Below are 24,230 nucleotides of genomic sequence, written 5' to 3'. Positions count from 1 at the left end.
AGATGCACATCCGAAGTCAACGTCATCCCGCGGGCAGGCGACGTGCCGGCGCCCGATGCGCTGCGAGGCATGGAAAATCGGAGGAATGGTGGGTCGTGATGGATTCGAACCATCGACCAGCGGATTAAAAGTCCGATGCTCTACCAACTGAGCTAACGACCCGGAGTAGCGGCAGCATGGCAGGTGAGCCGCTGCCGGACTATGGCGGCGGCAAGTCTAACGCATCAACCCGCGTCGACGTAATGCGTGGGATCGGCGACGCCGGCTGCGGCGAATCCGTCGGCACGCAGGCGGCAGGCATCGCAGCGGCCGCAGGCGCGCCCGTCGGCATCCGCGCGGTAGCACGACACGGTCTGCCCGAAGTCGACGCCCAGCCGCACGCCTTCGCGGACGATGTCGGCCTTGCTCATCCGCTGCAGCGGCGCGTGGATGCGTAGGCCCGCGCCTTCCACGCCCGCGCGGGTGGCAAGGTTGGCCAGCCGCTCGAAGGCATCGATGAACTCGGGGCGACAGTCCGGATAGCCGGAATAGTCCACCGCATTGACGCCGCAGAAGATGTCGGCCGCGCCCAGCACCTCGGCCCAGCCGAGCGCCAGCGACAGCATGATGGTGTTGCGCGCGGGCACGTAGGTCGACGGGATGCCGGCGCCCCCCGCTTCCGGCACCTCGATGTCGTCGGTCAGCGCGGAGCCGCCGAACGCGCGCAGGTCGACGTCGACGGTCTTGTGCGCGGCGACATCCAGCATCGCGGCGACACGCGTGGCGGCCACGAGTTCGGACGTGTGCCGCTGGCCGTAGCGCACGCTCAGCGCATGCACGGCGAAGCCCCGCTCGCGGGCAATGGCGACGACGGCGGCGGAGTCCATGCCTCCGGACAACAGGACGACGGCTTTTTTCATCGGGGATTCGGGATCGGAATTGAGAATCGGGGATTCGGGAAAAGCTTACCGCCCCGGCTCGTCGTTCCACAGCAGCTTGTGCAACTGCATCTGGAACCGCACCGGCAGGCGGTCGGCGACGATCCAGTCGGCGAGATCGCGTGCGGACAGCTCGCCCTTGCTCGGCGAGAACAGCACGTCGCAACGTTGCGCCAGTCCGCGCGTCAGCACGACGTCGCGTGCCCATTCGTAGTCGCCGCGCGAGCAGATGACGAACTTGACCTGGTCGTGCGGCGTCAGCAGCGGCAGGTTGGCCCACAGGTTGCGATGCGCTTCGCCCGAATCCGGCGTCTTGATGTCGAGCACCCGGCTCACGCGCGGGTCGACCGCGGCGATGTCCAGTGCGCCGGAAGTCTCCAGCGACACCTGGTAGCCGGCGTCGCACAGCCGCCGCAACAGGCCGATGCAACGCTTCTGCGCCAGCGGCTCGCCGCCGGTGACGCAGACATGCCGCACGCCATGGCGCGCGACCTCGTCGAGGATCGCGTCGATCGGCCACCAATCGCCGCCGTGGAACGCGTACGCGGTATCGCAGTAGGTACAACGCAGCGGGCAGCCGGTCAGGCGGACGAACACCGTCGGCCAGCCGGCATCCCGCGCCTCGCCCTGCAGGGACAGGAAGATCTCGGTGAGCTTGAGTCGGTCGGCCTGGGATGCGGCGACCGCATCGGGCGCGACGGCGGTCATTGGACTAGCGCAGGCGCGAGAGCTGGATCGCGCGCAGCCGGTCGGATGCGGTCCGGGCGGCATCGGTGCCGGGATACTGCTTGCCCACCGACTCGAGCGTGGCCTCGGCGGCATCGAGGTCCTTCATGCCGTACTGCGACAGCCCCACCTTCAGCAGCGCGCCGGGCGTCTTGTCGTGGGTCGGATAACGCTGGATGAGCGCACGGAACTGCTCCTCCGCCAGCGGATAGTTCTGGGTGACGTAATAGCTTTCGCCGAGCCAGTAGATGGCATTGGGCGCGTAGCTGCCCTGCGGATACTGCTGCAGGAACTGCTGGAACAGATCGGCCGACTCCGCGTAGCGGGCATTCTTCAGCGCGTCGAAGGCGTGTTCGTAGGCACCGCGCTCGTCGGCCATGCCGGCGATCGCGCTGCGGTCGCCATGGATCGCGGGTGGGCGCTCGGACGCGGCTGCCGCCGATGCCGGCGCGGGGGCACTCGTGCCCCCGACGAGATCGGGCAGTTCACCGGCAGGCTGGGCCCCGCTCTCGAGGCGGTTCAGGCGCCCGTCGATGTCCAGGTACTGGCTGCGGCCGCTGGACTTGAGCTGTTCGTTCTGCTGTTGGAGGTCCTCGACCTGGGACCGCAGCGTCTGGATTTCCTGGCGCAGCTGGTTGACCTGGTTGAGCATGTCCAGGTTGGCGCTATTGTCGCTGGAACGTGCCTCGAGCGCGGCCACCCGGTCGGCCAGGCTGACGCGCTGCGCGGACGCGGGCGCGGCGGCCACGAGGGCCGCCGCGAACGCGACTGGAAACACCAGCCAATGACGCATTGCCGCAGGCATCAGCGCGCGGTGTAGATGATCTCGACGCGACGATTGCGGGCCCAGCAATCCTCGTTCGACTCGGTGCAGACCGGACGCTCCTCACCGTAGCTGACCACGGCCAGCTGGGCGGCGGAACCGCCGTTGGCCTGCAGCGCCGAGGACACGCCATTGCCGCGGCGCTCGCCCAGACCCTGGTTGTACTCGCGGCTGCCGCGCTCGTCGGCGTGGCCTTCCAGCGAGATGCGCGACGAGTTGCGGTCACGCAGGTACTTGGCGTGGCAGGCGATGATGGCCTGGAACTCGGGACGCAGGGTGTCTTGGTCCAGATCGAAGTAGACGACGCGCTGACGCAGGCAGGCATCGCTGTCGAGGTCGGCCGGGGTGTAGGCGCCTGCGGTGGCAGGACCGGTCGGGGCCACGGTGCCGGTAGACGGGCCGGTGTCTGCCGGCGGCTCTTCCTTCACCTTCTTGGAACATGCAACGGCAGCGGTGCAGAGCAGCGCGGCGAGCAACACACGGGTGGTCGTTTTCATCTCGTCGATCCTTGGTTTTTTTTGACTCAACAGGGCAAGCAGTATCAAACAACGGGACGTGCAGGCCGCGTGGTCAACGCTGCTCCCGGAACGGCCCCCATGCCGGTTCGCGCACATCACCTTCCGCAAGGGCGAGGCGCTGACGCACCCGGCCGTCCGACGACGCCGAATACAGCACACCCCGACGCCCCTCGCGTGCCGCGTACAGCACCATGCCGGCGTTCGGGGCGAAGCTCGGCGATTCATCGAGCGACCCCGGCGACAGCGTGGACCAGCGCGGCGACCCCAGGCTGCGGTCCAGCACGGCGATACGGTACACGTTGCCGGCGCCCTGCGCCACGGCGATCTTCTTGCCGTCGTAGGAAACGCTGGGGTCGGCGTTGTAACTGCCCTCGTGGGTCACCCGGGTGGCGTTGCCGCCGCTTGCCGGCACCTGGTAGACCTGCGGCCGGCCGCCGCGGTCGGAGATGAAGTACAGGCTGCCGCCGTCGGGCGCCCAGGCCGGCGAGGTGTCGATGGCGAAGTGGTTGGTCAGCTGGGTCAGCGCCTTGCTGCCCAGGTCCATCACGTAGATCTCCGGGTTGCCGCTGCGCGACAGCGACAGCGCCAGGCGCGAACCATCGGGCGAGAACGCCGGCGCGCCGTTGATGCCGCGGAAGCTCGACACCAGCTCGCGGCTGCCGCTGTTGATGTCCTGGATGTAGATCGCCGAATTGCCGCTTTCGAAGCTGACGTAGGCCAGCCGGCGCCCGTCCGGGCTCCACGACGGCGACAGCAGCGGCTCGTTGGAGCGGACCACGGTCTGCGGGTTGTGGCCATCGGAATCGGCGACGATCAGCGCATAGCGCGCGTCGCGACCGAGCCCGGTCTGGGTGATGTAGGCGATACGGGTCCAGAACGCGCCGCGGACACCGGTGATCTTCTCGTAGATCGCGTCGGCCATCTGGTGGGCGACATCGCGCATCGCATTCGCCCGCGCGGTCATTGCCAGCCCCAGCACCCGCTCCTGCTTGGCGACGTCGAACAGCTCGTACTCGACGCGGTAGCTGCCGCCGCCGGCGTCGACGATGCGGCCGACCACCAGGAAGTCCTGCCGCAGCGCGCGCCAGGTCGGGTACTGGACCTCGCTGCCGCGGGTCGGGCGCTCGACGATGTCGCGCTCGGGCAGCGTGCGGAACTGGCCGGAGCGGTCGAGGTCGGCGCGGATCACCGCGGCGATGTCGGTGTCCGGCGTGGTCCCGCTGCCCTGGTAGGGCATCGGCACGACGGCGATCGGCATGGCCTGCGCGCTGCCGCCTGTGATGTCGATTTCGAGCCCCTGCTGCTGCGCAACCGCCAGCATCGGCAGGGTCAGCGCGAACAGGGCAAGCAGACAGCGGATCAGGATGGGCTTCATCGGACTACCGGGTTGGATTGGAGGCGGGCCGGAACCGCGTGCAGCAGCGCCGGCAGGACCCCGGCAGCTTGGACGCTGGCAGGGGTCGGAGGATGAATAGCGCCGCAATCATCGGTCCGGGGCCGTGAAGCCCAGATCGAGACTGCGCTCGAACACCCGCTCGAAGCCCGCGTACGGCAGCGGCGAGGCCCGGTGGACCGCACGCACCAGCGACTGGCGCGCCTGCGCATCGAAATCGCAATCGGGCAGCGGCTCGACCGCCACCACCTCGCCGCCCGGCAACTGCCGGACCAGGACCCGGCAATGCTGCCCCTCGGCCAGCGTGTCCGGCCGCAACCAGGTGCGCTGGACCGCGGCCCGCAGCGCGGCGGCGTAGCCGGCCCGCAGATCGTCCGAGGCCCATGCCGCCGGGGCGCCAGACCCGCCGGCAGCCAGCAGCGCCGCGCACAGGGCCGCGGCCCGGCATCGCGGCATGGCGCGCATGCGGATCAGTCCTGGGCCCTGAACGTGAAGTTCAGGCGACGATTGAAGACCGGCTCGAAACCGGCGTAGGGCAACGGCTCGGCGGCGCGAACCGCCGCCTCGACCGAACGCCGGCCCTGCGCATCGTAGGGACACGAAGCATCGAACTCGACATTCATCACCTCGCCGCCCGGCAACTGGGTGATGTACATCCGGCAGGCCTGCCCCAGCGGAACATTGTCCGGCCTGCGCCAGTTGCGGCGCACCACCTCCTGGATCGCCGCGGCGTACTTGGCCGCGAGCCCGCTGTCGCCCTCCGGGCGGCCGGGCGGCGGACTTGCAGCCGATGCCGACGCACGTTCGGCGGCCTGCCGGGCCTCGCGGTCGGCGATCTGCTTGAGCCGCTCCTCGGCCAGCCGCGCCTGGCGCTCGGTGCGCTCGCGCTCGGCGCGGATCTTCTCCAGTTCCTGCTGCGCGAGGCGGCGCTTCTGCTCGGCCTCTTCCTGCTTCTGGCGTTCGGCCAGCTCGACCTGCGCCTGGCGCCGCTTTTCCTCCTGCTCGCGCTCGCGCGCCTGCTCGGCCTGCGAATCGCGGCGCACCTCGGGCTGGGCCACCGGCGCGGGATCGGGAATGACTTCCTGCAACTGTGGCTGCGGCGTCTCGGGCGCGTCCTCGGGACGCGGCTCGGGCAGCGGCTGCGGCGGTGCGGCAGCCGGCTCCTCGACCGGTTCGGGCAAGGGTTCGGGCAGCGGTTCGGGTTCCGGCTCGACCACCGGCTGCGGGCGCGTGTCGAGCGCGCGCCGGTCGGCGGCACTCAGTGCGTTCGGGTCGATGACATCGGCGCTGACCGGCGAGCCCTGCGCCGACTGCGGCGTCGACGAGCGGCTCCACCACATGCCGATGAAGATCAACCCGAACAGCAGCACGTGCAGCAGGACGGCCAGTCCCACTGCCAGCGCGGTATCGGCGCGCGACTCACGCATTCAGTTCGCGCCTTCCTCGGGACGGCTGATCAGGCTGACCCGGGTCACGCCGGCATCGTTGATCAGGCTGATCGCGTTCATGATGCGCTGGTAGCTGGCGTCGGCGTCGCCGCGCACCAGCACCGCGGCCTCGGGGTTCTGGTTGTGGATCGCGCGCAGGCGGGCGACCAGGTCCTGCGCGCCCACCGACTGGTTGTCGCGCTCGATCATCAGCGCCAGCGCGCCGTCGGCGTAGACGCTGACGACGATCGGGTCCTTCGGCGCGCCCAGCGACAACGCGCGCGAGTCGGGCAGGTTGATGTCGGTGCCGAGGTTCATCAGCGGCGTGGTGACCATGAAGATGATCAGCAGCACCAGCATCACGTCGATGTACGGCACGACGTTGATTTCGTTCTTCAGCTTGCGCCGCTTGGCGCGGCGGAGGGACATCGAGGACATGACGGGATCCGGTGAGGGGGACGGTCGAGAACCGGGCGCGCCAACGCGCGCGAAGCCGGGTCAGTCGGCGCTGGTCTGCCGTTCCAGGATCGAGGAGAACTCGTCGGAGAAGGCCTCGAAGCGCGTGGCCACGCGCTCGACCTTGGTCGCGAAGCGGTTGTAGGCCCACACCGCCGGGATCGCCGCGAACAGGCCCATGGCGGTCGCGATCAACGCCTCGGAAATGCCCGGCGCGACGGTGGCGATGGTCGCCTCCTTCATGCTGGCCAGGCCGTGGAACGAGATCATGATGCCCCACACGGTGCCGAGCAGGCCGACGTAGGGCGCGATCGAGCCGACGTTGGCGAGGAACTCGAGGTTGCGCTCCAGCCCGTCGAGCTCGCGCGCGCCGGCCACGCGCATGCCGCGCTGCGCGCCTTCGAGCTGCGCGCGCGGATCGACGCCGCGGCGCTGGCGCTGGCGCGAGTACTCGCGGTAGCCGGCCTCGAAGATCGCCTCCAGGCCCTCGATCTCGCGGTTGCGCTCGGTCGCCGAGGCGTAGAGCTTGCCGATCTCCGCGCCCGACCAGAAGCGCTCCTCGAAGCGGTCGGCTTCCTTCTCGGCGCGGTCGAGCACACGCTTCTTGCGGAAGATGATGACCCAGGACGAGATCGACGCGAACAGCAGCAGCAGCATCACCAGCTGTACCGGGATCGAGGCGTGCAGGATCAGTTCGAGGATGCTCAGGTCGTTGGCGACCGGCGCGGCGGCAGCGGCGGCGGTGTTCGCCAGTTCGGTGGCGGCGGCCGGGGACTCATCGGGCAGCGACTGCACCCGCGCGGCGGACTGCAACAGCATCGGCAAAAAACTCATCCAGGCTTACTCCGCTGATGTTTCAAGTGATTTGAGTTGTGCGAACAGGGCGTCGGGGATGGCGCGCGGACGGAAATCGCCCGCCGACAGCGCCGCCACCCGCACCTCGGCATCGAGCAGCAGCACGCCGTCGCGGCGGATCTCCTGCACGAACACCGCGCTGGCCCGCCGGCATTCGCGCAGCGCGACCGACACCTGCAGCGCGTCGTCGAGCCGCGCGGGCTTGCGGAAATCGATCCGCATCGCCCGCACCGCGAACACCGTGCCGTGGTCGTCCTGCAACATGGCCTGGCCGTATCCGTGCGCCCGCAGCCACTCGCTGCGGGCGCGCTCCATGAAGGCCAGGTACTGCGCGTGGTAGACCACCCCGCCGGCGTCGGTATCTTCCCAGTAGACGCGTGTCGGCCAACTGAATACCGGGGATTCGGGGTCGGGGATCTGGGATTCGGAGGTCATGTCGTCTGTTTCAAGGTCGATGGAACGGCCCGGGCCTTCGGCGGCGTCAAAACAACGCGCCCGAATCCCCATCCCCGAATTCCGGCGCCCGCGCCTTGGGCGTCAGCCCGAGGTGCAGATAAGCCTTGCGCGTGGCCATGCGCCCGCGCGCGGTGCGCACCAGGAAACCCTGCTGGATCAGGTAGGGCTCGATGACGTCCTCCAGCGTGCCGCGCTCCTCGCTCAACGCCGCCGCCATCGACTCCACGCCGACCGGGCCGCCGTCGAAATTGTCGATGATCAGGCCGAGCAGGCGCCGGTCGAGCTCGTCGAATCCTTCCGGGTCGACCTTGAGCATCTGCATCGCGGCATGCGCGACCTCGTCGGTGATGTGGCCGCCGGCGCGGACCTGGGCGTAGTCGCGGACCCGACGCAGCAGCCGGTTGGCGATGCGCGGCGTGCCGCGCGCGCGCCGGGCGATCTCGGCCGCGCCCTCCGGTGCGCAGGCGATGCCGAGGATCTGCGCGGACCGGGCGACGATCCGGGTCAGTTCCCCGACGCTGTAGAACTCCAGCCGCTGGACGATGCCGAAGCGGTCGCGCAGCGGCGCGGTCAGCAGGCCGGCGCGGGTGGTCGCGCCGATCAGCGTGAACGGCGGCAGGTCGATCTTGATCGAGCGCGCGGCCGGGCCCTCGCCGATCATGATGTCGAGCTGGAAATCCTCCATCGCCGGGTACAGCACTTCCTCGACCACCGGCGACAGGCGGTGGATCTCGTCGATGAACAGCACGTCGTGCGGCTGCAGGTTGGTCAGCAGCGCGGCCAGGTCGCCGGCCTTCTCGATCACCGGCCCGGACGTGACCCGCAGCGCGACGCCGAGCTCGTTGGCGATGACGTGGCTGAGCGTGGTCTTGCCCAGCCCCGGCGGGCCGAAGATCAGCACGTGGTCCAGCGATTCGGCGCGGTGCTTCGCGGCCTCGATGTAGATCGACATCTGCTCGCGGACCGGCTGCTGCCCGAGATAGTCGGCCAGCCGCTGCGGCCGGATGCTGGCGTCGATGGCGGCGTCCTCGCGGCTCGCCGCCGGGGCGATGATGCGGTCTTCGGTCATCCGCGCATGATCGCATGCCGGGATCGAAAACCGGGGTCCGGGAACCCGGGGCAGCGCCGCTTCCGCCCCGTCGTGTCCGACGGATTCGCCGGTCATGCCGGAAGGCCGGCGCCGACTCCGGTTCCTAGGGGCGCATCGCCCCGGCGGCCAGCGCGAACGAATGCTTGCGCGCGGCATGGTCGAAGATGTTGGCGGTCAGGATCAGCTCGTCGGGCCGGTGCCGGGCGATGAAGCCGGCGATGCCCGCGCGCACGCCGGCCGCGTCGCCGACTACCGAACAGGCCAGCGCCTGCTCGACCATCGCCTTCTCCTGCGGCGTCCAGAACGCCTCGATGTCGTCCAGCGGCGGCGGGATCAACCCGGGCTGGCCGCGGCGCAGGCGCACGAAGCTCTGCTGCTGGGTGGTGAACAACCGCCGCGCCTCGGCGCCGGTATCGGCGGCGACCACGTTCAGCGCCAGCATCGCGTACGGCTGCGCGAGGTGCTTCGACGGCCGGAAATCGAGCCGATAGCGCGCCAGCGCCTCCTCCATCATCGCCGGCGCGAAATGCGAGGCGAACGCGAACGGCAGGCCCATCGACGCGGCCAGTTGCGCACTGAACAGGCTCGAGCCGAGCAGCCACACTGGCACCTCGAGCCCGGCGCCGGGCACGGCCTGGACGGCCTGGCCGGGCCGCACCGGTTCGAAATAGCGCAGCAGTTCCTGCACGTCGTGGGGGAAGGCATCGGCACTGTCGAAGTACCGGCGCAGCGCACGCGCGGTGGCGCCGTCGGTGCCGGGCGCGCGGCCGAGGCCGAGGTCGATGCGGCCCGGATACAGCGCGGCCAGCGTGCCGAACTGCTCGGCCACCTGCAGCGGCGCATGGTTGGGCAGCATCACCCCGCCCGCGCCGACCCGGATCTTGGCGGTGCCGCCGGCGATGTGGCCGATCAGCACCGCCGTCGCCGCGCTGGCGATGCCGGGCATGTTGTGGTGCTCGGCCAGCCAGTAGCGCGTATAGCCCAGCGCCTCGGCATGCCGTGCCAGGTCCAGCGAATTGGCGAAAGACTGCGCCGGCGTGCTGCCCTCGGTGACCGGGGCGAGATCGAGGACGGAATAGGGAATCATCTGCGGCCGCTCGGAAAGGGTCCCTCCGAGTTGGGGGCGCCAGCCCGCATTTCCATGGCCGCGGCGCGCCCGCGCCGAAGCTGAACGCCCCGCCCCCCGCACCTTCCGCCACTGCACCCGGGTCGGCCCCTCGCCCGTTGATGCCATCGTTCCCGCCGCTCGTGCCGCACCGGCCGGCCGGAGGGGCGACCACCACGGATCCGAGGAAGGAGGAGACATGCGCATGATTCGACGGATGCTTGCCTGCCTGGCATTGGCATGGGGACTCGGCGGTTGCGTGAGCCTGACGCCGCAGCAGTGCGCGACGGCCGACTGGTACCGGCTTGGCCACGACGACAGCGCACGCGGGGCGCAGCCGAGGATCGGCCGGCATGTCGATGCCTGCGCGCGCGCGGGCATCGCCGCCGACCAGCCGCGCTATGCGCAGGGCTATCGCGACGGCCTCGACCTGTACTGCCGCCCGCAGGTGGTCATGAGCCTGGCGCTGCGCGGCGAGGGCAGCCCCGACGTCTGCCCCATCGACCAGCGGGCCGGGCTGCTGCCCTACCACCGCGCCGGCAGGCAGGTGCTCGACGCCACGCGCGCAGTCGACGACCTGGCACTCGAGCGCGGCCGGCTGTCGCGCGAACTCGGCCGCGACGACGTCAAGCCGGAACGCCGGCAGGCGGTGATCCGGCGGTTGCGGGAACTGGAACGCGACCTCGACCGCGCGCACCACGAGCGCCTCGCGGCCGAGCACCGGCTGGTCGAATACCAGGCACTGCTGGCGCGTTAGCGGATGGCCCTGGTGCGGCGGGATGCGCCGCGCCCCGGCTTCAGATCTGCACCTGCGAGCCCAGCTCCACCAGCCGGTTGCCGGGGATCCGGAAGAACCCGGTCGCCGGCGCCGCGTTGCGGTGCATCAGTGCGAACAGCTTGTCGCGCCAGATCGGCATGCCGCGGCGGGGGCTGGCGACGATGGTCTCGCGGCTGGTGAAGTAGGTGGTGTCCATCGGGTCGAAGCAGATGCCGCCGTCGACGTCGCCGCAGCGCATCAGGGCCATCGGCACGTCGGGGGTTTCCATGAAACCGAAGCGCAGGATGATGCGGTAGAAGTCGTCGCCGATCGACTCGATCTTCAGCCGCCGGTCGGCGCCTGCATACGGCAGCGTCAACGTCTCCACGGTCAGGAACACGTTGCGCTCGTGCAGCACCTTGTTGTGCTTGAGGTTGTGCAGCATCGCATGCGGCACCACGCCCGGGTCGGCGGTCAGGAAGATCGCGGTACCCGGCACCCGCACCGGCGGCGCGAGCATCAGCCCGGGCAGGAAGGTGTCGAGCTTGATGCCCTCCTTCTGGATTTCCGCGCGCAGCAGCTGGCGGCCGCGGTGCCAGGTGCGCAGCAGGGTGAACAGGGTGATGCCGAGCACCAGCGGGAACCAGGCGCCCTGCAGCACCTTGGCGCCGTTGGCGACGACGAACGCGATGTCGATGACGATGAACAGCGCGCACGACGGCAACACCCAGCGGCGCCAGCGCGGCCACAGCGCGCGCGCCACGATGACCAGCAGCAGGGTGTCGATCAGCATCGTCATCGAGACCGAGATGCCGTATGCGGCCGCCAGCGCGGACGAGGTCTTGAAGGTCAGCACCAGGGCGATGACCACGACCGCCATGGCCCAGTTGATGCCCGGGATGTAGATCTGCCCGATCGTGTCGCTGGAGGTGTGGCGCACGTTCATCCGCGGGATGTAGCCCAGCTGCATCGCCTGGCGCGCGACCGAGAATCCGCCGGTGATGACCGCCTGCGAGGCGATGACGGTGGCCGAGGTCGCCAGCACGATCATCGGCCAGCGCGCCCATTCGGGCACGCCGATGTAGAACGGGTTGCGGATCGCCGCCGGGTCCTCCAGCACCAGCGCGCCCTGGCCGAGATAGTTCAGCATCAGCGACGGCAGCACGAAGAAGTACCAGGCGTAGCGGATCGGCCTGGCGCCGAAATGGCCCATGTCGGTGTAGATCGCCTCGCCGCCGGTCACCGCCAGCACCACCGCGCCGAGGATGAACACGCCGCCCCAGCTGTGCTCGATGAAGAACCGCGCCGCCCACCACGGGTTGATCGCGCGCAGCACCTCGGGCTCGTGCAGGATGTTGAGCACCCCCAGCACCGCCAGCGTCGCGAACCACAGCAGCGTCACCGGCCCGAAGATGCGTCCGACCTTCGCGGTGCCGAAGCGCTGGGTGGCGAACAGGATGCCCAGCACCAGCACGGTGATCGGGATGATCCAGGCATGCAGCGAAGGCGCGACGACCTCCAGCCCCTCGACCGCCGACAGCACCGAGATCGCCGGGGTGATGACGCCGTCGCTGAAGAACAGCGACGCGCCGAACACGCCCAGCAGCCCCACCAGATAGGCCGACCTGCCGCCCTTGGCCAGGGTGCGCTGGGCCAGCGACATCAGCGCCATGATGCCGCCCTCGCCGTCGTTGTCGGCGCGCATGATGATGGTGACGTACTTGAACGTCACCACGACCATCAGCGACCAGAAGATCATCGACAGCACGCCGAGCACGGTGTCGTGGTCGGCGACCAGACCGTAGTGCGGCGAGAACGCCTCGCGCAGGGTGTACAGCGGGCTGGTGCCGATGTCGCCGAACACCACGCCGATGGCGCCGACCATCAGGCCAGCCAGGCCGATGTTGCCGTGGCTGCCCGTACCGGTGGACGGGCCACCGCGATTGCTGGAGGAACTTGTCATCGAGATGGACCCGACCGACGGGTGGGGCCGTCAGCGAAGCGCGGACTGTAGCGCCTTTCGGATGATGACTTCGGCAGGGTCGCCGTCGCCGGCCGCCGCCTTGGCCATCTTCGCCGCCTCGGCCGGCTTGTAGCCCAGCTGCTGCAGCGCCACGGTCGCCTCCGACAGCGGGTCGCTCGCCGCGCCCGCGCCATGCACCGCCCCGCCGGCGCCGGCCAGGTCCGCGGCGCGGTCGCGCAGTTCCACGACCATGCGCTCGGCGGTCTTCTTGCCGATGCCGGGAATCCGGGTCAGCGCGGTCACGTCCCCGGTCTGCACCAGGCGCGCGAACGCGTCGACGCTGACGCCCGACAGCACCGCCAGCGCGATCTTCGCGCCGATGCCGCTGACCTTCTGCACGTCGCGGAACAGCCGCCGCTCGGACTCGTGCAGGAAGCCGTACAGCGACACGCTGTCCTCCTTCTGCGCGTAGTGGGTGAACAGCGACACCTCGCGGCCCAGCTCGGGCAGGTCGTAGAACGTGCTCATCGGCGCCTCGAGCTCGTAGCCGACGCCGTTCACGTCGACCACCAGCCACGGGGGGGCCTTGTGGATGAGCTTGCCTCGCAGTCTTCCGATCATTGGCCGTTTCCGCCTCCGTAGCGCCGTTCGTTCCCACGCATCCGTGTCGCGCCCCTGCTGCCCGTCATTCCCGCGCAGGCGGGAATCCAGCGCCTTTCCGCAATGCGCCTCCGCTGGCCCGGGAGCGGTACTGGCGCAACAGGAAAACAAGGTCTCTGGATTCCCGCCTGCGCGGGAATGACAGTACGCAACGACATGCCCGTTCCGATCATTTCCTGCTCCAGGCCTGCCGCACGTTCACGCCCAGCCGGGCCGCGCTTGCGCGCACATGCGCATGGGTGATGGCCACCGCCAGCGCGTCGGCGGCGTCAGCCTGCAGTTTGCCGCTCAGGCCCAGCATCAGCCCGACCATGTGCTGGACCTGCTGCTTCTCCGCGCCGCCCTTGCCCACGACCGCCAGCTTGACCTCCTTGGCGGCGTATTCGTGCACGTCGAGGTCGCGCAGCACCACCGCGCAGATCGCCGCGCCGCGCGCCTGGCCGAGCTTGAGCGCGGAATCGGGGTTGCGGGCCATGAACACGCGCTCGATCGCGACCTCGTCGGGCCGGTGCTCGACGATCAGCGCGGTCAGCCCGTCGACCAGCAGGCGCAGCCGGCGCGGGAAATCCCCGGCCGCCAGCAGTGTCAGCGGCGCATGGAACACATGCGTGACCCTGCCCGCCGCATCGACGTCGATGATGCCGACCCCGGTGCGCTGCGAGCCGGGATCGATGCCGAGGATGCGGGTCACGGAGGGGGTCAGTCGCCGAATTCGGCGTTGGCGTAGACGTTCTGCACGTCGTCGAGGTCCTCGAGCAGGTCGAGCATCTTGCGCACCTGCTCGGCCGTCTCGCCGGACACGGCGATGTCGTTGTCGGCACGGAACGTGACCTCGGCATGGCCCGGCTCGAAACCGGCCGCGGTCATCGCCGCCTTCACCGGCTCGAAGGTCTCGGCGCTGGTGATCACGTCGATCGCGCCGTCCTCCGGATAGACGACCACGTCGTCGGCGCCCGCCTCGATCGCCGCCTCGGTCACCGCATCCTCGTCGGCGCCCTCGAAGCTCAGCACGCCCAGGCGCTTGAACATGAAGGCCACGGAACCTTCCGTGCCCATGTTGCCGCCGCACTTGCCGAACGCATGCCGCACCTCGGCCACGGTGCGCACGCGGTTGTCGGTCAGCGTGTCGACGATCACGGCGACGCCACCGGGCGCGTAGCCCTCGTAGCGGATCTCCTCGTACTCGACGCCTTCCAGCTCGCCGGTGGCCTTCTTGATCGCGCGCTCGACCACGTCCTTGGACATGTTCGACGCCATGCCCTTGTCGATCGCCGCGCGCAGGCGCGGGTTGTTGGCCGGATCGCCGCCGCCGGCGCGGGCGGCCACGCTGATCTCGCGGATGATCTTGGTGAAGATCTTGCCGCGCTTGGCGTCGGTGGCGTTCTTGCGCGCCTCGATCGAAGGTCCTCTGCCCATGGGTTCCGCATCAGAAATCAGAAAGGTGGCGGCGATTTTACCCGAATGCCCGTCGCGCGCCGGGCAGGCCCACCACGCGGCGTTGCCGGGAACGACCATCGCCGGCAGCGGCGATCCGGCAGCCCGGAAGCGGCAGACGCGGGTTCAGCGCGCGAACCGGCCCGCGCGCAGGAAATGCCCGGTCTGGCGCATCGCCTCGGCCGAGAACAGCAGGCCGCTGTGGCTGGCCTCGACGACGATGTGGTCGGCCAGTGCCGGGGTGCGGGTTTCGTCCAGCGCCACGGTGCCGTCATGCGGACCGTCGAATTTCGCGAACAGCGCACCCAGGCCATGCGGCACGGTGCCGGCGATCATGCCGACCTCGATGTGCGCGGGCCAGGTGGCGCAGCCTTCCAGCAGGATGTCGGCGCTGCGGCCGAAATACAGCTGCGACAGCGGCAGGCGTGCCAAGGCCGCGGCGGCGCCGCTGCCGCACAGCGGCGAGCCGACGCAGACCACGCGCCCGACTTGCGCGTCGGGCCGCTGGCCGAGCGCCTGCAACGCGACCAGCCCGCCGAGGCTGTGGCCGACCAGGTGCGCCGGCCCACCGTCGTCCAGTTGCGCCAGCAGCTTCTCCACCGCGGATTCGGGGCCGCCGGTGATGCTGTGGTAGCCGAAGATCTCCGGCGCGAAACCCTGCGCGCGCAGCGCGGCGGCAAACCGGCGCATCGTCGCGCCGACCATCCAGATGCCGTGCAGCAGGATCACCCGGCGCGGCTGCGCCACGGCCTCGTCGTCCGGTGTGGGCTGCCGATTCAGCATGGGACCGCGCTGGCCGCGCTTCCCAGCGCCTGCAGCACCGCGTTGACGATGCGCGTGGTCACTCGCGCGCGGTTGACCAGAATGTCGGCGAACAGGGCGACCAGTACCCCCAGCCAGGCGAAGTACCCGTAGCCCACGTAATCGTCGAACACGATGGTCCGCAGCCAGTCCTGGTTGAACAGATAGAATCCCGCCGACACCGCGCCGGCTCCGACCAGCACCACCGCGGGCACCAGCAGTTGCAGCGCCGCCCCCCGCCTGCGCCACGCGACCATGCCCAGAACCAGAAACACCAGTGCGTTGGCGCCGGTGAATATCCGGAACTCGCGCAGCAGCCTGGCCGCGGTATGCGCGTACGCGTCACGGATCAGAGCGTCGAGCCGCGCTTCCAGGCCGGCGATCCGCTGCAGATGCAGCCCGATCCCGCCGCGCACCCGCTCGGCCAATTCCGCGCGACAGGCACAATCCCGATCGGCCATGGCGTCCACGACGGTCGCCACGCGTGCCGGCAGCGTCTCCGACAGCCGGCGCAGCCGTTCCGCCTCTGCCGCGTGCTCCCCGGCCACCCGACGTGCCAGCCCGGCCACTGCGCTGTCGGAAAGCGCGCCGATACGTTCGCCCACGCGGTGTTCCACTTCCTTCACCAGCAGGGTGCGGGCGGTGGACTCGACCATATCCGGCCGCACCATCGACAGCAGCCACAGCCCGCCGAACAACAGGAAACCGCAGGCGGAAACGACCAGCAGTGTCCGACGGACGGCCAGATCGGCGAGCGCGCTCATGCCGGACGCCTCAGGATGAACTCCAGGTCGCGCGTCCCGCCCACCGGAAAGAGGTACTCGCCCACCTTGTCGAAACCGTAGCGGCGATAGAACCGCTGCGCACCGAGATTCTCCGACCATACGCCGACCCACAGCGTGCGCGGGCCGTCGCGCTGCAGCCAGTCCAGCGCGACCTGCATCATGCGGGCGCCATGGCCGCCGCCCTGATGCCCCTGCACCAGATACAGGCGCTTGAGTTCGCCGTCGCCCGGCGCGACGTCCGGATGCGGCAGGCCGCAGGGCCCGGCGGCAGCGTGGCCGATCGCCTCGCCCTCGTGCTCCAGCAGCCAGACCGCGTAGTCCGGATGCGACAGGATCGTGCGCTGCTTCTGCACCGCGTACGCATCGGCGAGGAATGCCTGGAGATCTCCGGCCGGGTACAGATGCCCGAAGGTCTCGGTGAACGTGCGTGCCGCCAGGCGCGACAGCAGGGCGGCATCCGCGGGTGTCGCTCTGCGGATCGGTGCGGATGGGGACAGGGTCATGGAAACGGGACGATGGACGGGGCGGGGACGGGCGGACGCCGGCGACCCGGCGCGGCAAGTCTCTCACTTCCGCACGTCACGCTGCCCGCGCCGTCCCGTCCCGGGGCTGCGGACTCCGGATGGCGGCTGGCGGCTTCCCGCCCGGTCTTCGGTCCGCATCCTCATGGGCGACAGCACCGCTGCGCCTCGCCCGGCGTCAGCGCGCGTCCGGCGCCTGCTCCCGGACGCGGGTACCGTCGGCCAGGAGCGCATTGGGGGCCAGTACCACGCGGTCGCCCGCCTCCAGGCCGCCGACCACCTCGACCTCGTTGCCGAGGTTGCGGCCCACCGTGACCTCGGTGAAATGCACGACGCCGTCGGCGACGCGCGCGACGCGGGCCTGGCCCGCGTCCTGCACCAGCGCGGCCAGCGGTACCACCGTTGCCGGCGCGGCGCGCGGCACCTGCAGGCGGACCTGGCCGACCATCCCGGACGGGATGCGGCTGCCGGGGTTGGGCAGGCGCAGCTCCACGCGCATGCCGCCCGCCTCGTCGGAGATCCGCTGCGCGGTCCGCACCACCTCTGCCTCGAAGCGCTCCTGCGGGAGTTCCGGGAACACCAGCTCCGCGCGCAGGCCCGGACGCACCTGCAGCGCCACGCGCTGCGGTATGTCGACGATCACCCGCAGCGGATCCAGGGCGTCGATGCGGAACATCGGCTCCGACACGCCCGCGGCATCGCCGACCACGCGGTCGCCGCGTTCGATGTTGCGTTCGCTGACGATGCCGGCGAAAGGCGCCCGCACCTGCAGGAAGGCCTGGCGATCGCGGGCGCTGGCGAGCTGCGCCTGTGCCGCGCGCAGTTGCGCCTGCGCCGCATCCCGGGCACCGAGCCGGTCGCTGTAGTCCTCGCGCGAGATCAACTGCGTCTCGAGCATCGCCTCGGCGCGCGCATGGTGGCCGCGCGCCAGGGTCAGCTCGGCTTCGGCCCGGGCCAGGGCGGCCTCGGCCTCGCGCACCGACTGCTCGACCTCGGGCGCGGCGATGGTCGCCAGCACCTGTCCGGCAGCGACGGCGTCGCCCAGCTCGACCCGCCGCTCCGCGACCTGGCCGGTGGCGCGCGCGAACAGCTGTGCGCTCTCGCCCGCCTGCACCCGCGCCGGCAGCGTCAGCGCGTACTCGGCGTCGGCGCTGCGGGCCTCGGCGACTTGCACCCCGGGGGTGTCCGCGGCTTCCGCCGGCTGCCCGGCCTGGCCGCGGCCGCAGCCCGAGAGCAGCAGGGCGCAGGCCACACCGGCCGAAGCGGCGCGCGACAGCACGGTCACGATTCTCATGCGACGACTCCCTGGCCGGTGGCAGACGTGCCATCGGCGGTTGCTGCCGCGGCGACGCGGCGGTTGTGGCGGCGGCCCAGCACGGCCAGGATCGAGGGCACCAGCAGCAGCGTGGCCGGAGTGCCGAACAGCAGCCCGCCGATCACCGCGCGGCCCAGCGGCGCATTCTGCTCGCCGCCCTCGCCCATGCCCAGGGCCATCGGCACGATGCCCAGGATCATCGCGCTGGCGGTCATCAGCACCGGGCGCAGCCGCACCGCGGCGGCCTCGTAGGCGGCCTGTTCGGGATCCTGACCGGCCTCGACCAGCCCGCGCGCGAAACTGGTCACCAGCACGCTGTTGGCGGTGGACACGCCGATGACCATCATCACGCCCATCAGCGCCGGCACGCTCAGCGGCGTGCCGGTGACGAACAGGCCGACCGCAGCACCGGCGATCGCGATCGGCAGCCCGGACATCGCCACCAGCGGCTGGATCCACGACTGGAAATTGACCACCAGCACCAGGAACACCAGCACCGCGGACATCATCAGGCCGCCGCCCAGCTCGGCGTAGGCGCTCTGCATCTCGCCGGCCTGGCCGACGATCTCGATGCGGTTGCCCGGCTGGAGCCGCGGCTGCAGCTCGGCGACGACCCCGGCCAGCGCCGAGTGCACGGCGCCGAGGTCGCGGTCCTGCACGTTGGCGATCACGCTGATCGTCGGCGCCATCATCACCCGGCCGACGCTGGCCGGTACGGTGCGCTCGGTGACGGTGGCGATGTTCCGCAGCAGCACGGCGCCGCCGTCGGCACCGATCCGCAGCGGCGTGTTGAGCAGGGTGTCGAGATCGTCCAGGTCGGCCGGCAGCACCTGCAGCTGCACCGTGTACGACGTGGCGGTCGCCTGTTCGACCCAGTACACCGGAGTGACCGTGCCGGACGAGCCGAGCACCGCCAGCACCGCGCGGCTGGCGTCCTGGGCACTGACGCCGAGCTGGGCGGCGCGGGTGCGGTCGATGGCGACGTGGTACTCCGGCAGGTCCAGCACCTGACGCAGCATCACGTCCACCGCACCGGGGACCTGCTCCAGGCGTGCCCCCAGCTCCCGCGCCAGCGCCAGGTTGCCGGCCACGTCGCGGCCGTTGACGCGCACCTCGAGCGCACCGACGGCGGAACCGGCCAGGGTGCGGCCGGTGGCGTCGGGCGGGCGCTCAAACAGCCGCATGTCGGGGAACTTCTCCGCCACCCGACGCCGGATCTCGGCCAGGTACTCGGCACTGGGACGGTGCGGCGTGCGCAGCTGCAGCATCAGCTCGGCCTCGAATGCGCCGACCACCGCGCTGTCCACCCACGCCAGGTTGACCGCGTCGGGAATGCCGATCTGCTCGTAGACGGTCTGCAGCTCCGCGGCCGGCACGATGTCGCGGATCTCGCGCTGCAGCGCCGCCAGCCGCTGCGCGGTCTGCTCCAGCCGCATGCCGGTCGGCATCCGCACCTGCAGGCGGATCTGCCCTGCATCGACCTGCGGGAAGTACTCGCGTCCGAGCATGCCCGCGGCGGCGGCGCCCAGCGCCAGCAGCACGAACGCCGCCAGCGCCAGGATCCCGCCGTGGTGGCCGAGCCGGACCAGCACCGCGTGGTGGCGCTCGCGCAGCCGTTCGAGCCGGTGGTCGACGCGGTGGTGGACCGCCAGCAACGCGCGCTCGGCCGCCCAGCGCGGCTGCGCGCGGCTCGCGATGTCGGCCGGCAGCAGCAGGTAGCACAGCACCGGGATCAGCGTGCGCGACAGCAGGAACGAGGCCAGCATCGCGAAGATCACCGCCAGCGCCAGCGGCGTGAACACCCACGCCGACAGCCCGGTCATCAGCAGGATCGGGGTCAGCACGATGCAGATCGACACCGTCGACACGAACTCGGGGAACACTACCTCGCGCGCGCTGTCCAGGATCGCGCTGCGCACGTCCTTGCCCAGAGCGATGTGGCGGTTGGTGTTCTCCACGTCCACCACCGCGTTGTCGACCAGGATGCCGATCGCCAGCGCCAGCCCGCCGAGGGTCATCACGTTGAAGGTGTAGCCCAGCAGGTACAGCGCGATGACCGAGGTCAGCAGGGCCAGCGGGATCGCCGACAGCACGATCAGGCTGGAGCGCCAGGAGCCGACGAACACCAGCACCACCGCCGCCACCAGCAGGCCGACCAGCAGCGCCTCGTGGCGGATCGAGCCGATTGCGTTGTCGACGAACACCGACTGGTCGAAGATCGGCTCGATGCGCGTGCCCGGCGGCGCCGAGGCGACGATTTCCGGCAGCCGCGCGCGCACCTCGCGCACGATCTCCACCGCCGAGGCGCCGCCCATCTTGATCAGCGCCACCGACACCGCGCTGGCGCCGTCCATGCGCGCGATGTTGGTCTGCAGCGCGCCGCCGTCGCGCACGCTGGCAACGTCGCGCACGTAGATCACGTTGCCGCCGCGGCTGGCGATCGGCAGGTCGAGGAAGCCGCTGGCGCTGTCCGGACTGGTCTCCAGCGAGATCTGCATCTCGCGCACGCCCTCGCGGATGTTGCCGGAAGGCAACGTCGGGCTGCCGCGTTCCAGCGCACCGGTCACGTCCTGCGGGGTCAGGCCGTAGGTCTGCAGCGCGCGCGGATCCAGGTCCACCATCACCTGCCGCGGCGCGCCGCCGTAGGGCAGACTCATGCGGATTCCGGGGATCGACTGGATCTGCGAGCGCAGTTGCAACCGCGCGTAGTCGTACAGCTGCGCCTCGGTCATCGCGTCGGACGAGAGCACCAGCTGCAGCACCGGCGTGCTGGACACGTTGTTGCGCACCACGAGCGGCGGCGACGTGCCCGGCGGCATGCGCCGCAGGATGGTCTGCGAGACCGCCGTCATCTGCGCCAGCGCGCGCTCCAGGTTGACCCCGGGCTGGAAGTCGGCGCGCACGATGCCGATGCCGTTGAGGCTTTCCGAACGCACCTCCTTGAGGTCGTCGACGTTGTTGAGCACCGAGATCTCGGAGAACGAGGTCAGCTTGGCCGCCATCTCCGCCGCAGGCAGGCCGGCGTAGGTCCAGATCAGGTTCACCGAGGGAATACCGACCTCGGGCAGGATGTCGGTGGGCATGCGCCGCGCGGACTGCAGACCGAACAGCAGGATCAGGATAGCGAGCACGCCGATGGTGTAGCGGCGCGACAGGGCGTACTGGACGATCCACATCGTGGGAATCCCGGTGGGGTGGCGGGAGTAACGGCCGGACGGTTGCCGGGACGGGCCGCCCTGGAAGGCACGATGACGAACGGGCCAGGGCCGCGACGTCGCCGGCAGTGCACGGAAACGTTAGGCGTCCGGCCACCGCCGCAGCTAGACCATTGCTGCCTGAAAATTGCCTGATCCTGCAATTCGTGCAGTGCAGCATGACTGGGCGGACAACACCATGGGCATAGTGTCCGGGTCCGCCCCGCAGCACGGAACCCCATGATGCAGCTTGCTTTTCCCCGATCCGGCGATGGCGTTGCGACGACCGGGCAGCAGGCGGAGCTGGTCGGGCTGATTGACCGCTTCGCCCCTGCCGAAGGCCGCCAGGCCACGCGGATCGGCCCGCTCTCGCTGATGCGCGCCAGCGCCCCCACACCCTGCGCACCCGGCATCTACGAACCCGGGCTGGGCTTCGTCGCGCAGGGCAGCAAGATCACCATGCTGGGTGGCGACACCTACGTCTACGACCCGCTGAACTACCTGGTGATCTCGGTGACCCTGCCGATGGTCAGCCAGGTGACCGAGGCGACTCCGGAAAAACCGTACCTGAGCCTGCGGATCGACGTCGACCCGCGCGAGATCGCCGACCTGATCCTGGAAGGCCGCGACGGCATCGCAGGCACCGGCGTCGACCGCGGGCTCTACTGTGCCCGCGTCACCGGATCGTTGCTCGATGCCGTGCTGCGGCTGTTGCGGCTGCTGGACGCCCCGCAGGACATCCCGGTGCTGGCGCCGCTGACCCTGCGCGAGATCCACTACCGGGTCCTGGGCGGCGAACTGGGATACCGGCTGCGCGAGGTCGCCGCCGTCAACGGCCGCACGCAGCGCATCGCGCGCGCGGTGGAGGCGCTCAAGCGCGACTACCCGCAGCCGCTGAACATCGAGGCGCTGGCGCAGTCGCTGCACATGAGCGCCTCGTCGCTGCATCACCAGTTCAAGGCGGTGACCGCGATGTCGCCGCTGCAGTTCCAGAAGCAGCTGCGCCTGCACGAGGCGCGGCGGCTGATGCTGGTCGAAGGCCTGGAAGCCAACACCGCCGCGCACCGGGTCGGCTACGAGAGCGCGTCGCAGTTCAACCGCGAGTACAAGCGCCTGTTCGGCGCCCCGCCGCGCAGGGAAACCGGGCTGATACGCGCGGCGCCCGCCTGACCGGCGGTCGGCACGGCGACCGGCGGAGTGGGTCGCCGCCGCAGCGGACGACCTGCTCCCGGCCTTCAGTCGCCGAGCGTCTTCCCCGTGGCACGCACCTGCACGTGCACCTCGGCCAGCTGCGCGTCGGGGATCGGCGACGGCGCGCCGGTCATCAGGCACTGCGCGCCGGTGGTCTTGGGGAAGGCGATGACGTCGCGGATCGAGTCGGTCCCGGCGATCAGCGCGGCGATGCGGTCGATGCCGAAGGCGATGCCGCCGTGCGGCGGGGCGCCGTACTTCAGCGCGTCGAGCAGGAAGCCGAACTTCGCTTCCGCTTCCTCGGCGCCGATGCCCAGCAGCTCGAACACCGCGCTCTGCATCGACGCGCGATGGATGCGGATCGAGCCGCCGCCGATCTCGTTGCCGTTGAGCACCATGTCGTAGCCGCGCGACACCGCAGTGCGGGCGTGCGCGCGCAGCTCGGCCTCGTCGTCGACCGCGGGCGCGGTGAAGGGATGATGCAGGGCGACGTAACGCTCGGCCTCGTCGTCCCACTCGAACATCGGGAAATCGGTGACCCACAGCGGACGCCAGCCGCCGCCGACCAGGCCGAAGTCGCGCCCGGCCTTGAGCCGCAGCGCGCCCATGAAATCGCTGACCGTGGTGTACTTGCCGGCGCCGAAGAACACGATGTCGCCGTTGCCCGCGCCGACGTGCGCGACCAGTGCCGCGAACGCGTCGTCGCCGAAGAACTTGGCGATCGGCGAAGTGACTTCGCCGGTCTCCGACAGCTTGATGTAGGCCAGCCCCTTGGCGCCGTACTTCGCGGCGTGCGCGGCATACTCGTCGATCTGCTTGCGGCTCAATGCCGCGCCGCCCGGAATACGCAGCGCGCAGACCCGGCCGCCCTCGACGCCGGCCCAGTCGGTGAACACCTTGAACCCGCTGCCCTGCACCTGCGCGTCGACGTCGACCAGCTCCAGCGGAATGCGCAGGTCCGGCTTGTCGGAGCCGTAGCGGCGCATCGCCTCGGCCCAGGTCATGCGCGGGAATTCCGCCACCAGCTCAACATCGGCGACCTCGCGGAACACGTCGCGGATCATGGTCTCGACCGTGTCCTGCACGTCGCGCTCGGACACCCACGCGAACTCCATGTCCAGCTGGGTGAACTCCAGCTGCCGGTCGGCACGCAGCGCCTCGTCGCGGAAACAGCGTGCGATCTGGTAGTAGCGGTCGAAGCCGGCCATCATCAGGATCTGCTTGAACAGCTGCGGGCTCTGCGGCAACGCGTAGAACTCGCCCGCATGCATGCGCGCCGGCACCAGGAAGTCGCGCGCGCCCTCGGGCGTGGCCTTGGTCAGGATCGGCGTTTCGATGTCCTGGAAGCCGCGCGCGTCCAGCCAGTGGCGCAACGCGCTGACCAGCTTCGTGCGGGTGCGCAGCTTGCGCTGCATCTCCGGGCTGCGCAGGTCGAGGTAGCGGTACTTCAGGCGGATGTCCTCGCCCGGGTTCTCGTGATGGTGGAACGGCAGCGGCTCGGCCTTGTTCAGCACCTCGATGGTCTCGGCGACGACCTCGACCTGGCCGGTGCGCAGCTTCGGGTTGACCGACTGGCGGCGGCGCACGGTGCCGGTGATGCGCAAACAGTCCTCGTAGCCGACCTTCTCCGCGGTGGCGACCACGGCGGCGTTGCCTTCGGCGGCCGACGGCTCGGCGACCACCTGCACGATGCCCTCGTGGTCGCGCAGATCGATGAAGCAGACGCCGCCGAGGTTGCGGGCGACGTCGGCCCAGCCGCACAGGGTGACGGTCTGGCCGATCAGCGCCTCGTCGACGAGGCCGCAGAAGTGGGTACGCATGGGAACTCCGGGAGAAGGGACCG

The 24,230-nt window shown here is 70.2% G+C and carries 24 protein-coding genes and 1 tRNA gene; 2 read left to right on the top strand and 23 right to left on the bottom strand.

What is annotated here, in order from left to right:
- Window positions 1-86: 86 nt before the first annotated feature.
- The 13 genes from LDO26_RS04340 to LDO26_RS04280 all read right to left on the bottom strand — a co-directional run bounded on the left by LDO26_RS04340 (window position 87) and on the right by LDO26_RS04280 (window position 9,748).
- Window positions 87-162 (bottom strand) — tRNA-Lys (locus tag LDO26_RS04340).
- 62 nt (window positions 163-224) lie between these two features.
- Window positions 225-899: a 7-cyano-7-deazaguanine synthase QueC gene (gene queC, locus LDO26_RS04335; protein WP_232129848.1), complete on the bottom strand. Its 675-nt coding sequence runs from the start codon at window positions 897-899 to the stop codon at window positions 225-227.
- A 45-nt stretch (window positions 900-944) separates the two neighbouring features.
- Complete coding sequence (gene queE, locus LDO26_RS04330; RefSeq protein ID WP_232129847.1) at window positions 945-1,625, bottom strand: 7-carboxy-7-deazaguanine synthase QueE; 681 nt, start codon at window positions 1,623-1,625, stop codon at window positions 945-947.
- Between the two features lie 4 nt (window positions 1,626-1,629).
- Window positions 1,630-2,436 (bottom strand): tol-pal system protein YbgF, encoded by an 807-nt coding sequence (gene ybgF, locus LDO26_RS04325; protein WP_232129846.1) that lies wholly within the window; start codon window positions 2,434-2,436, stop codon window positions 1,630-1,632.
- Window positions 2,437-2,447: 11 nt separating this feature from the next.
- The gene (pal, locus tag LDO26_RS04320; RefSeq protein ID WP_232129845.1) at window positions 2,448-2,963 is read right to left on the bottom strand and encodes a peptidoglycan-associated lipoprotein Pal; all 516 of its coding nucleotides are present in this window, start codon (window positions 2,961-2,963) and stop codon (window positions 2,448-2,450) included.
- 73 nt (window positions 2,964-3,036) lie between these two features.
- Window positions 3,037-4,359 (bottom strand): Tol-Pal system beta propeller repeat protein TolB, encoded by a 1,323-nt coding sequence (tolB, locus tag LDO26_RS04315; RefSeq protein ID WP_232129844.1) that lies wholly within the window; start codon window positions 4,357-4,359, stop codon window positions 3,037-3,039.
- Between the two features lie 108 nt (window positions 4,360-4,467).
- Window positions 4,468-4,842: a cell envelope integrity TolA family protein gene (locus LDO26_RS04310; RefSeq protein WP_232129951.1), complete on the bottom strand. Its 375-nt coding sequence runs from the start codon at window positions 4,840-4,842 to the stop codon at window positions 4,468-4,470.
- Between the two features lie 5 nt (window positions 4,843-4,847).
- The gene (tolA, locus tag LDO26_RS04305) at window positions 4,848-5,804 is read right to left on the bottom strand and encodes a cell envelope integrity protein TolA (RefSeq protein WP_232129843.1); all 957 of its coding nucleotides are present in this window, start codon (window positions 5,802-5,804) and stop codon (window positions 4,848-4,850) included.
- The gene (locus tag LDO26_RS04300; RefSeq protein ID WP_232129842.1) at window positions 5,805-6,242 is read right to left on the bottom strand and encodes an ExbD/TolR family protein; all 438 of its coding nucleotides are present in this window, start codon (window positions 6,240-6,242) and stop codon (window positions 5,805-5,807) included.
- A 60-nt stretch (window positions 6,243-6,302) separates the two neighbouring features.
- Window positions 6,303-7,094, bottom strand: coding sequence for a protein TolQ (gene tolQ, locus LDO26_RS04295; protein ID WP_232129841.1), 792 nt, complete (start codon window positions 7,092-7,094; stop codon window positions 6,303-6,305).
- Window positions 7,095-7,100: 6 nt separating this feature from the next.
- Window positions 7,101-7,550 (bottom strand): tol-pal system-associated acyl-CoA thioesterase, encoded by a 450-nt coding sequence (gene ybgC, locus LDO26_RS04290; protein WP_232129947.1) that lies wholly within the window; start codon window positions 7,548-7,550, stop codon window positions 7,101-7,103.
- Window positions 7,551-7,596: 46 nt separating this feature from the next.
- Window positions 7,597-8,640: a Holliday junction branch migration DNA helicase RuvB gene (gene ruvB, locus LDO26_RS04285; protein WP_232129840.1), complete on the bottom strand. Its 1,044-nt coding sequence runs from the start codon at window positions 8,638-8,640 to the stop codon at window positions 7,597-7,599.
- A gap of 124 nt (window positions 8,641-8,764) precedes the next feature.
- A complete protein-coding gene (locus LDO26_RS04280; protein WP_232129839.1) occupies window positions 8,765-9,748 on the bottom strand; it encodes an LLM class flavin-dependent oxidoreductase in 984 nt (327 codons plus the stop codon).
- A gap of 223 nt (window positions 9,749-9,971) precedes the next feature.
- Here LDO26_RS04280 and LDO26_RS04275 point away from each other — a divergent pair, with 223 nt between their 5' ends.
- Window positions 9,972-10,523: a DUF2799 domain-containing protein gene (locus LDO26_RS04275; protein WP_232129838.1), complete on the top strand. Its 552-nt coding sequence runs from the start codon at window positions 9,972-9,974 to the stop codon at window positions 10,521-10,523.
- Between the two features lie 40 nt (window positions 10,524-10,563).
- On the opposite strand, the gene LDO26_RS04270 is transcribed toward LDO26_RS04275, so the two are convergent.
- The 9 genes from LDO26_RS04270 to LDO26_RS04230 all read right to left on the bottom strand — a co-directional run bounded on the left by LDO26_RS04270 (window position 10,564) and on the right by LDO26_RS04230 (window position 21,178).
- Window positions 10,564-12,408 carry a potassium transporter Kup gene (locus tag LDO26_RS04270; protein WP_232129946.1) on the bottom strand — a complete coding sequence of 615 codons (1,845 nt, stop codon included), beginning with the start codon at window positions 12,406-12,408 and terminating at the stop codon, window positions 10,564-10,566.
- A gap of 108 nt (window positions 12,409-12,516) precedes the next feature.
- The gene (gene ruvA / locus LDO26_RS04265) at window positions 12,517-13,107 is read right to left on the bottom strand and encodes a Holliday junction branch migration protein RuvA (protein ID WP_232129837.1); all 591 of its coding nucleotides are present in this window, start codon (window positions 13,105-13,107) and stop codon (window positions 12,517-12,519) included.
- A 208-nt stretch (window positions 13,108-13,315) separates the two neighbouring features.
- The gene (gene ruvC, locus LDO26_RS04260) at window positions 13,316-13,837 is read right to left on the bottom strand and encodes a crossover junction endodeoxyribonuclease RuvC (RefSeq protein WP_232129836.1); all 522 of its coding nucleotides are present in this window, start codon (window positions 13,835-13,837) and stop codon (window positions 13,316-13,318) included.
- A gap of 8 nt (window positions 13,838-13,845) precedes the next feature.
- On the bottom strand, window positions 13,846-14,562 hold the full coding sequence (locus LDO26_RS04255; RefSeq protein WP_232129835.1) for a YebC/PmpR family DNA-binding transcriptional regulator: 717 nt from the start codon (window positions 14,560-14,562) through the stop codon (window positions 13,846-13,848).
- A gap of 144 nt (window positions 14,563-14,706) precedes the next feature.
- Window positions 14,707-15,363, bottom strand: coding sequence for an esterase/lipase family protein (locus LDO26_RS04250; protein ID WP_232129834.1), 657 nt, complete (start codon window positions 15,361-15,363; stop codon window positions 14,707-14,709).
- Complete coding sequence (locus tag LDO26_RS04245) at window positions 15,357-16,145, bottom strand: hypothetical protein (RefSeq protein WP_232129833.1); 789 nt, start codon at window positions 16,143-16,145, stop codon at window positions 15,357-15,359. The genes LDO26_RS04250 and LDO26_RS04245 overlap by 7 nt, the downstream gene beginning before the upstream one ends.
- Complete coding sequence (locus LDO26_RS04240) at window positions 16,142-16,669, bottom strand: GNAT family N-acetyltransferase (RefSeq protein ID WP_232129832.1); 528 nt, start codon at window positions 16,667-16,669, stop codon at window positions 16,142-16,144. The genes LDO26_RS04245 and LDO26_RS04240 overlap by 4 nt, the downstream gene beginning before the upstream one ends.
- Before the next feature lie 196 nt (window positions 16,670-16,865).
- The gene (locus tag LDO26_RS04235) at window positions 16,866-17,981 is read right to left on the bottom strand and encodes an efflux RND transporter periplasmic adaptor subunit (RefSeq protein ID WP_232129831.1); all 1,116 of its coding nucleotides are present in this window, start codon (window positions 17,979-17,981) and stop codon (window positions 16,866-16,868) included.
- Window positions 17,978-21,178 carry an efflux RND transporter permease subunit gene (locus LDO26_RS04230; protein WP_232129830.1) on the bottom strand — a complete coding sequence of 1,067 codons (3,201 nt, stop codon included), beginning with the start codon at window positions 21,176-21,178 and terminating at the stop codon, window positions 17,978-17,980. The genes LDO26_RS04235 and LDO26_RS04230 overlap by 4 nt, the downstream gene beginning before the upstream one ends.
- Before the next feature lie 261 nt (window positions 21,179-21,439).
- Here LDO26_RS04230 and LDO26_RS04225 point away from each other — a divergent pair, with 261 nt between their 5' ends.
- Window positions 21,440-22,366 (top strand): AraC family transcriptional regulator, encoded by a 927-nt coding sequence (locus LDO26_RS04225; protein WP_232129829.1) that lies wholly within the window; start codon window positions 21,440-21,442, stop codon window positions 22,364-22,366.
- Between the two features lie 65 nt (window positions 22,367-22,431).
- Here LDO26_RS04225 and aspS read toward each other — a convergent pair whose 3' ends face one another.
- On the bottom strand, window positions 22,432-24,207 hold the full coding sequence (gene aspS, locus LDO26_RS04220; protein WP_232129828.1) for an aspartate--tRNA ligase: 1,776 nt from the start codon (window positions 24,205-24,207) through the stop codon (window positions 22,432-22,434).
- Window positions 24,208-24,230 lie beyond the last annotated feature (23 nt).

Origin of the sequence: Proluteimonas luteida, assembly GCF_021191695.1 — a bacterium.
Classification (GTDB): domain Bacteria; phylum Pseudomonadota; class Gammaproteobacteria; order Xanthomonadales; family Xanthomonadaceae; genus Luteimonas; species Luteimonas luteida.
The sequence above is the reverse complement of the archived record's forward strand: the minus strand, read 5'-3'. Positions and strand labels throughout refer to the sequence as shown.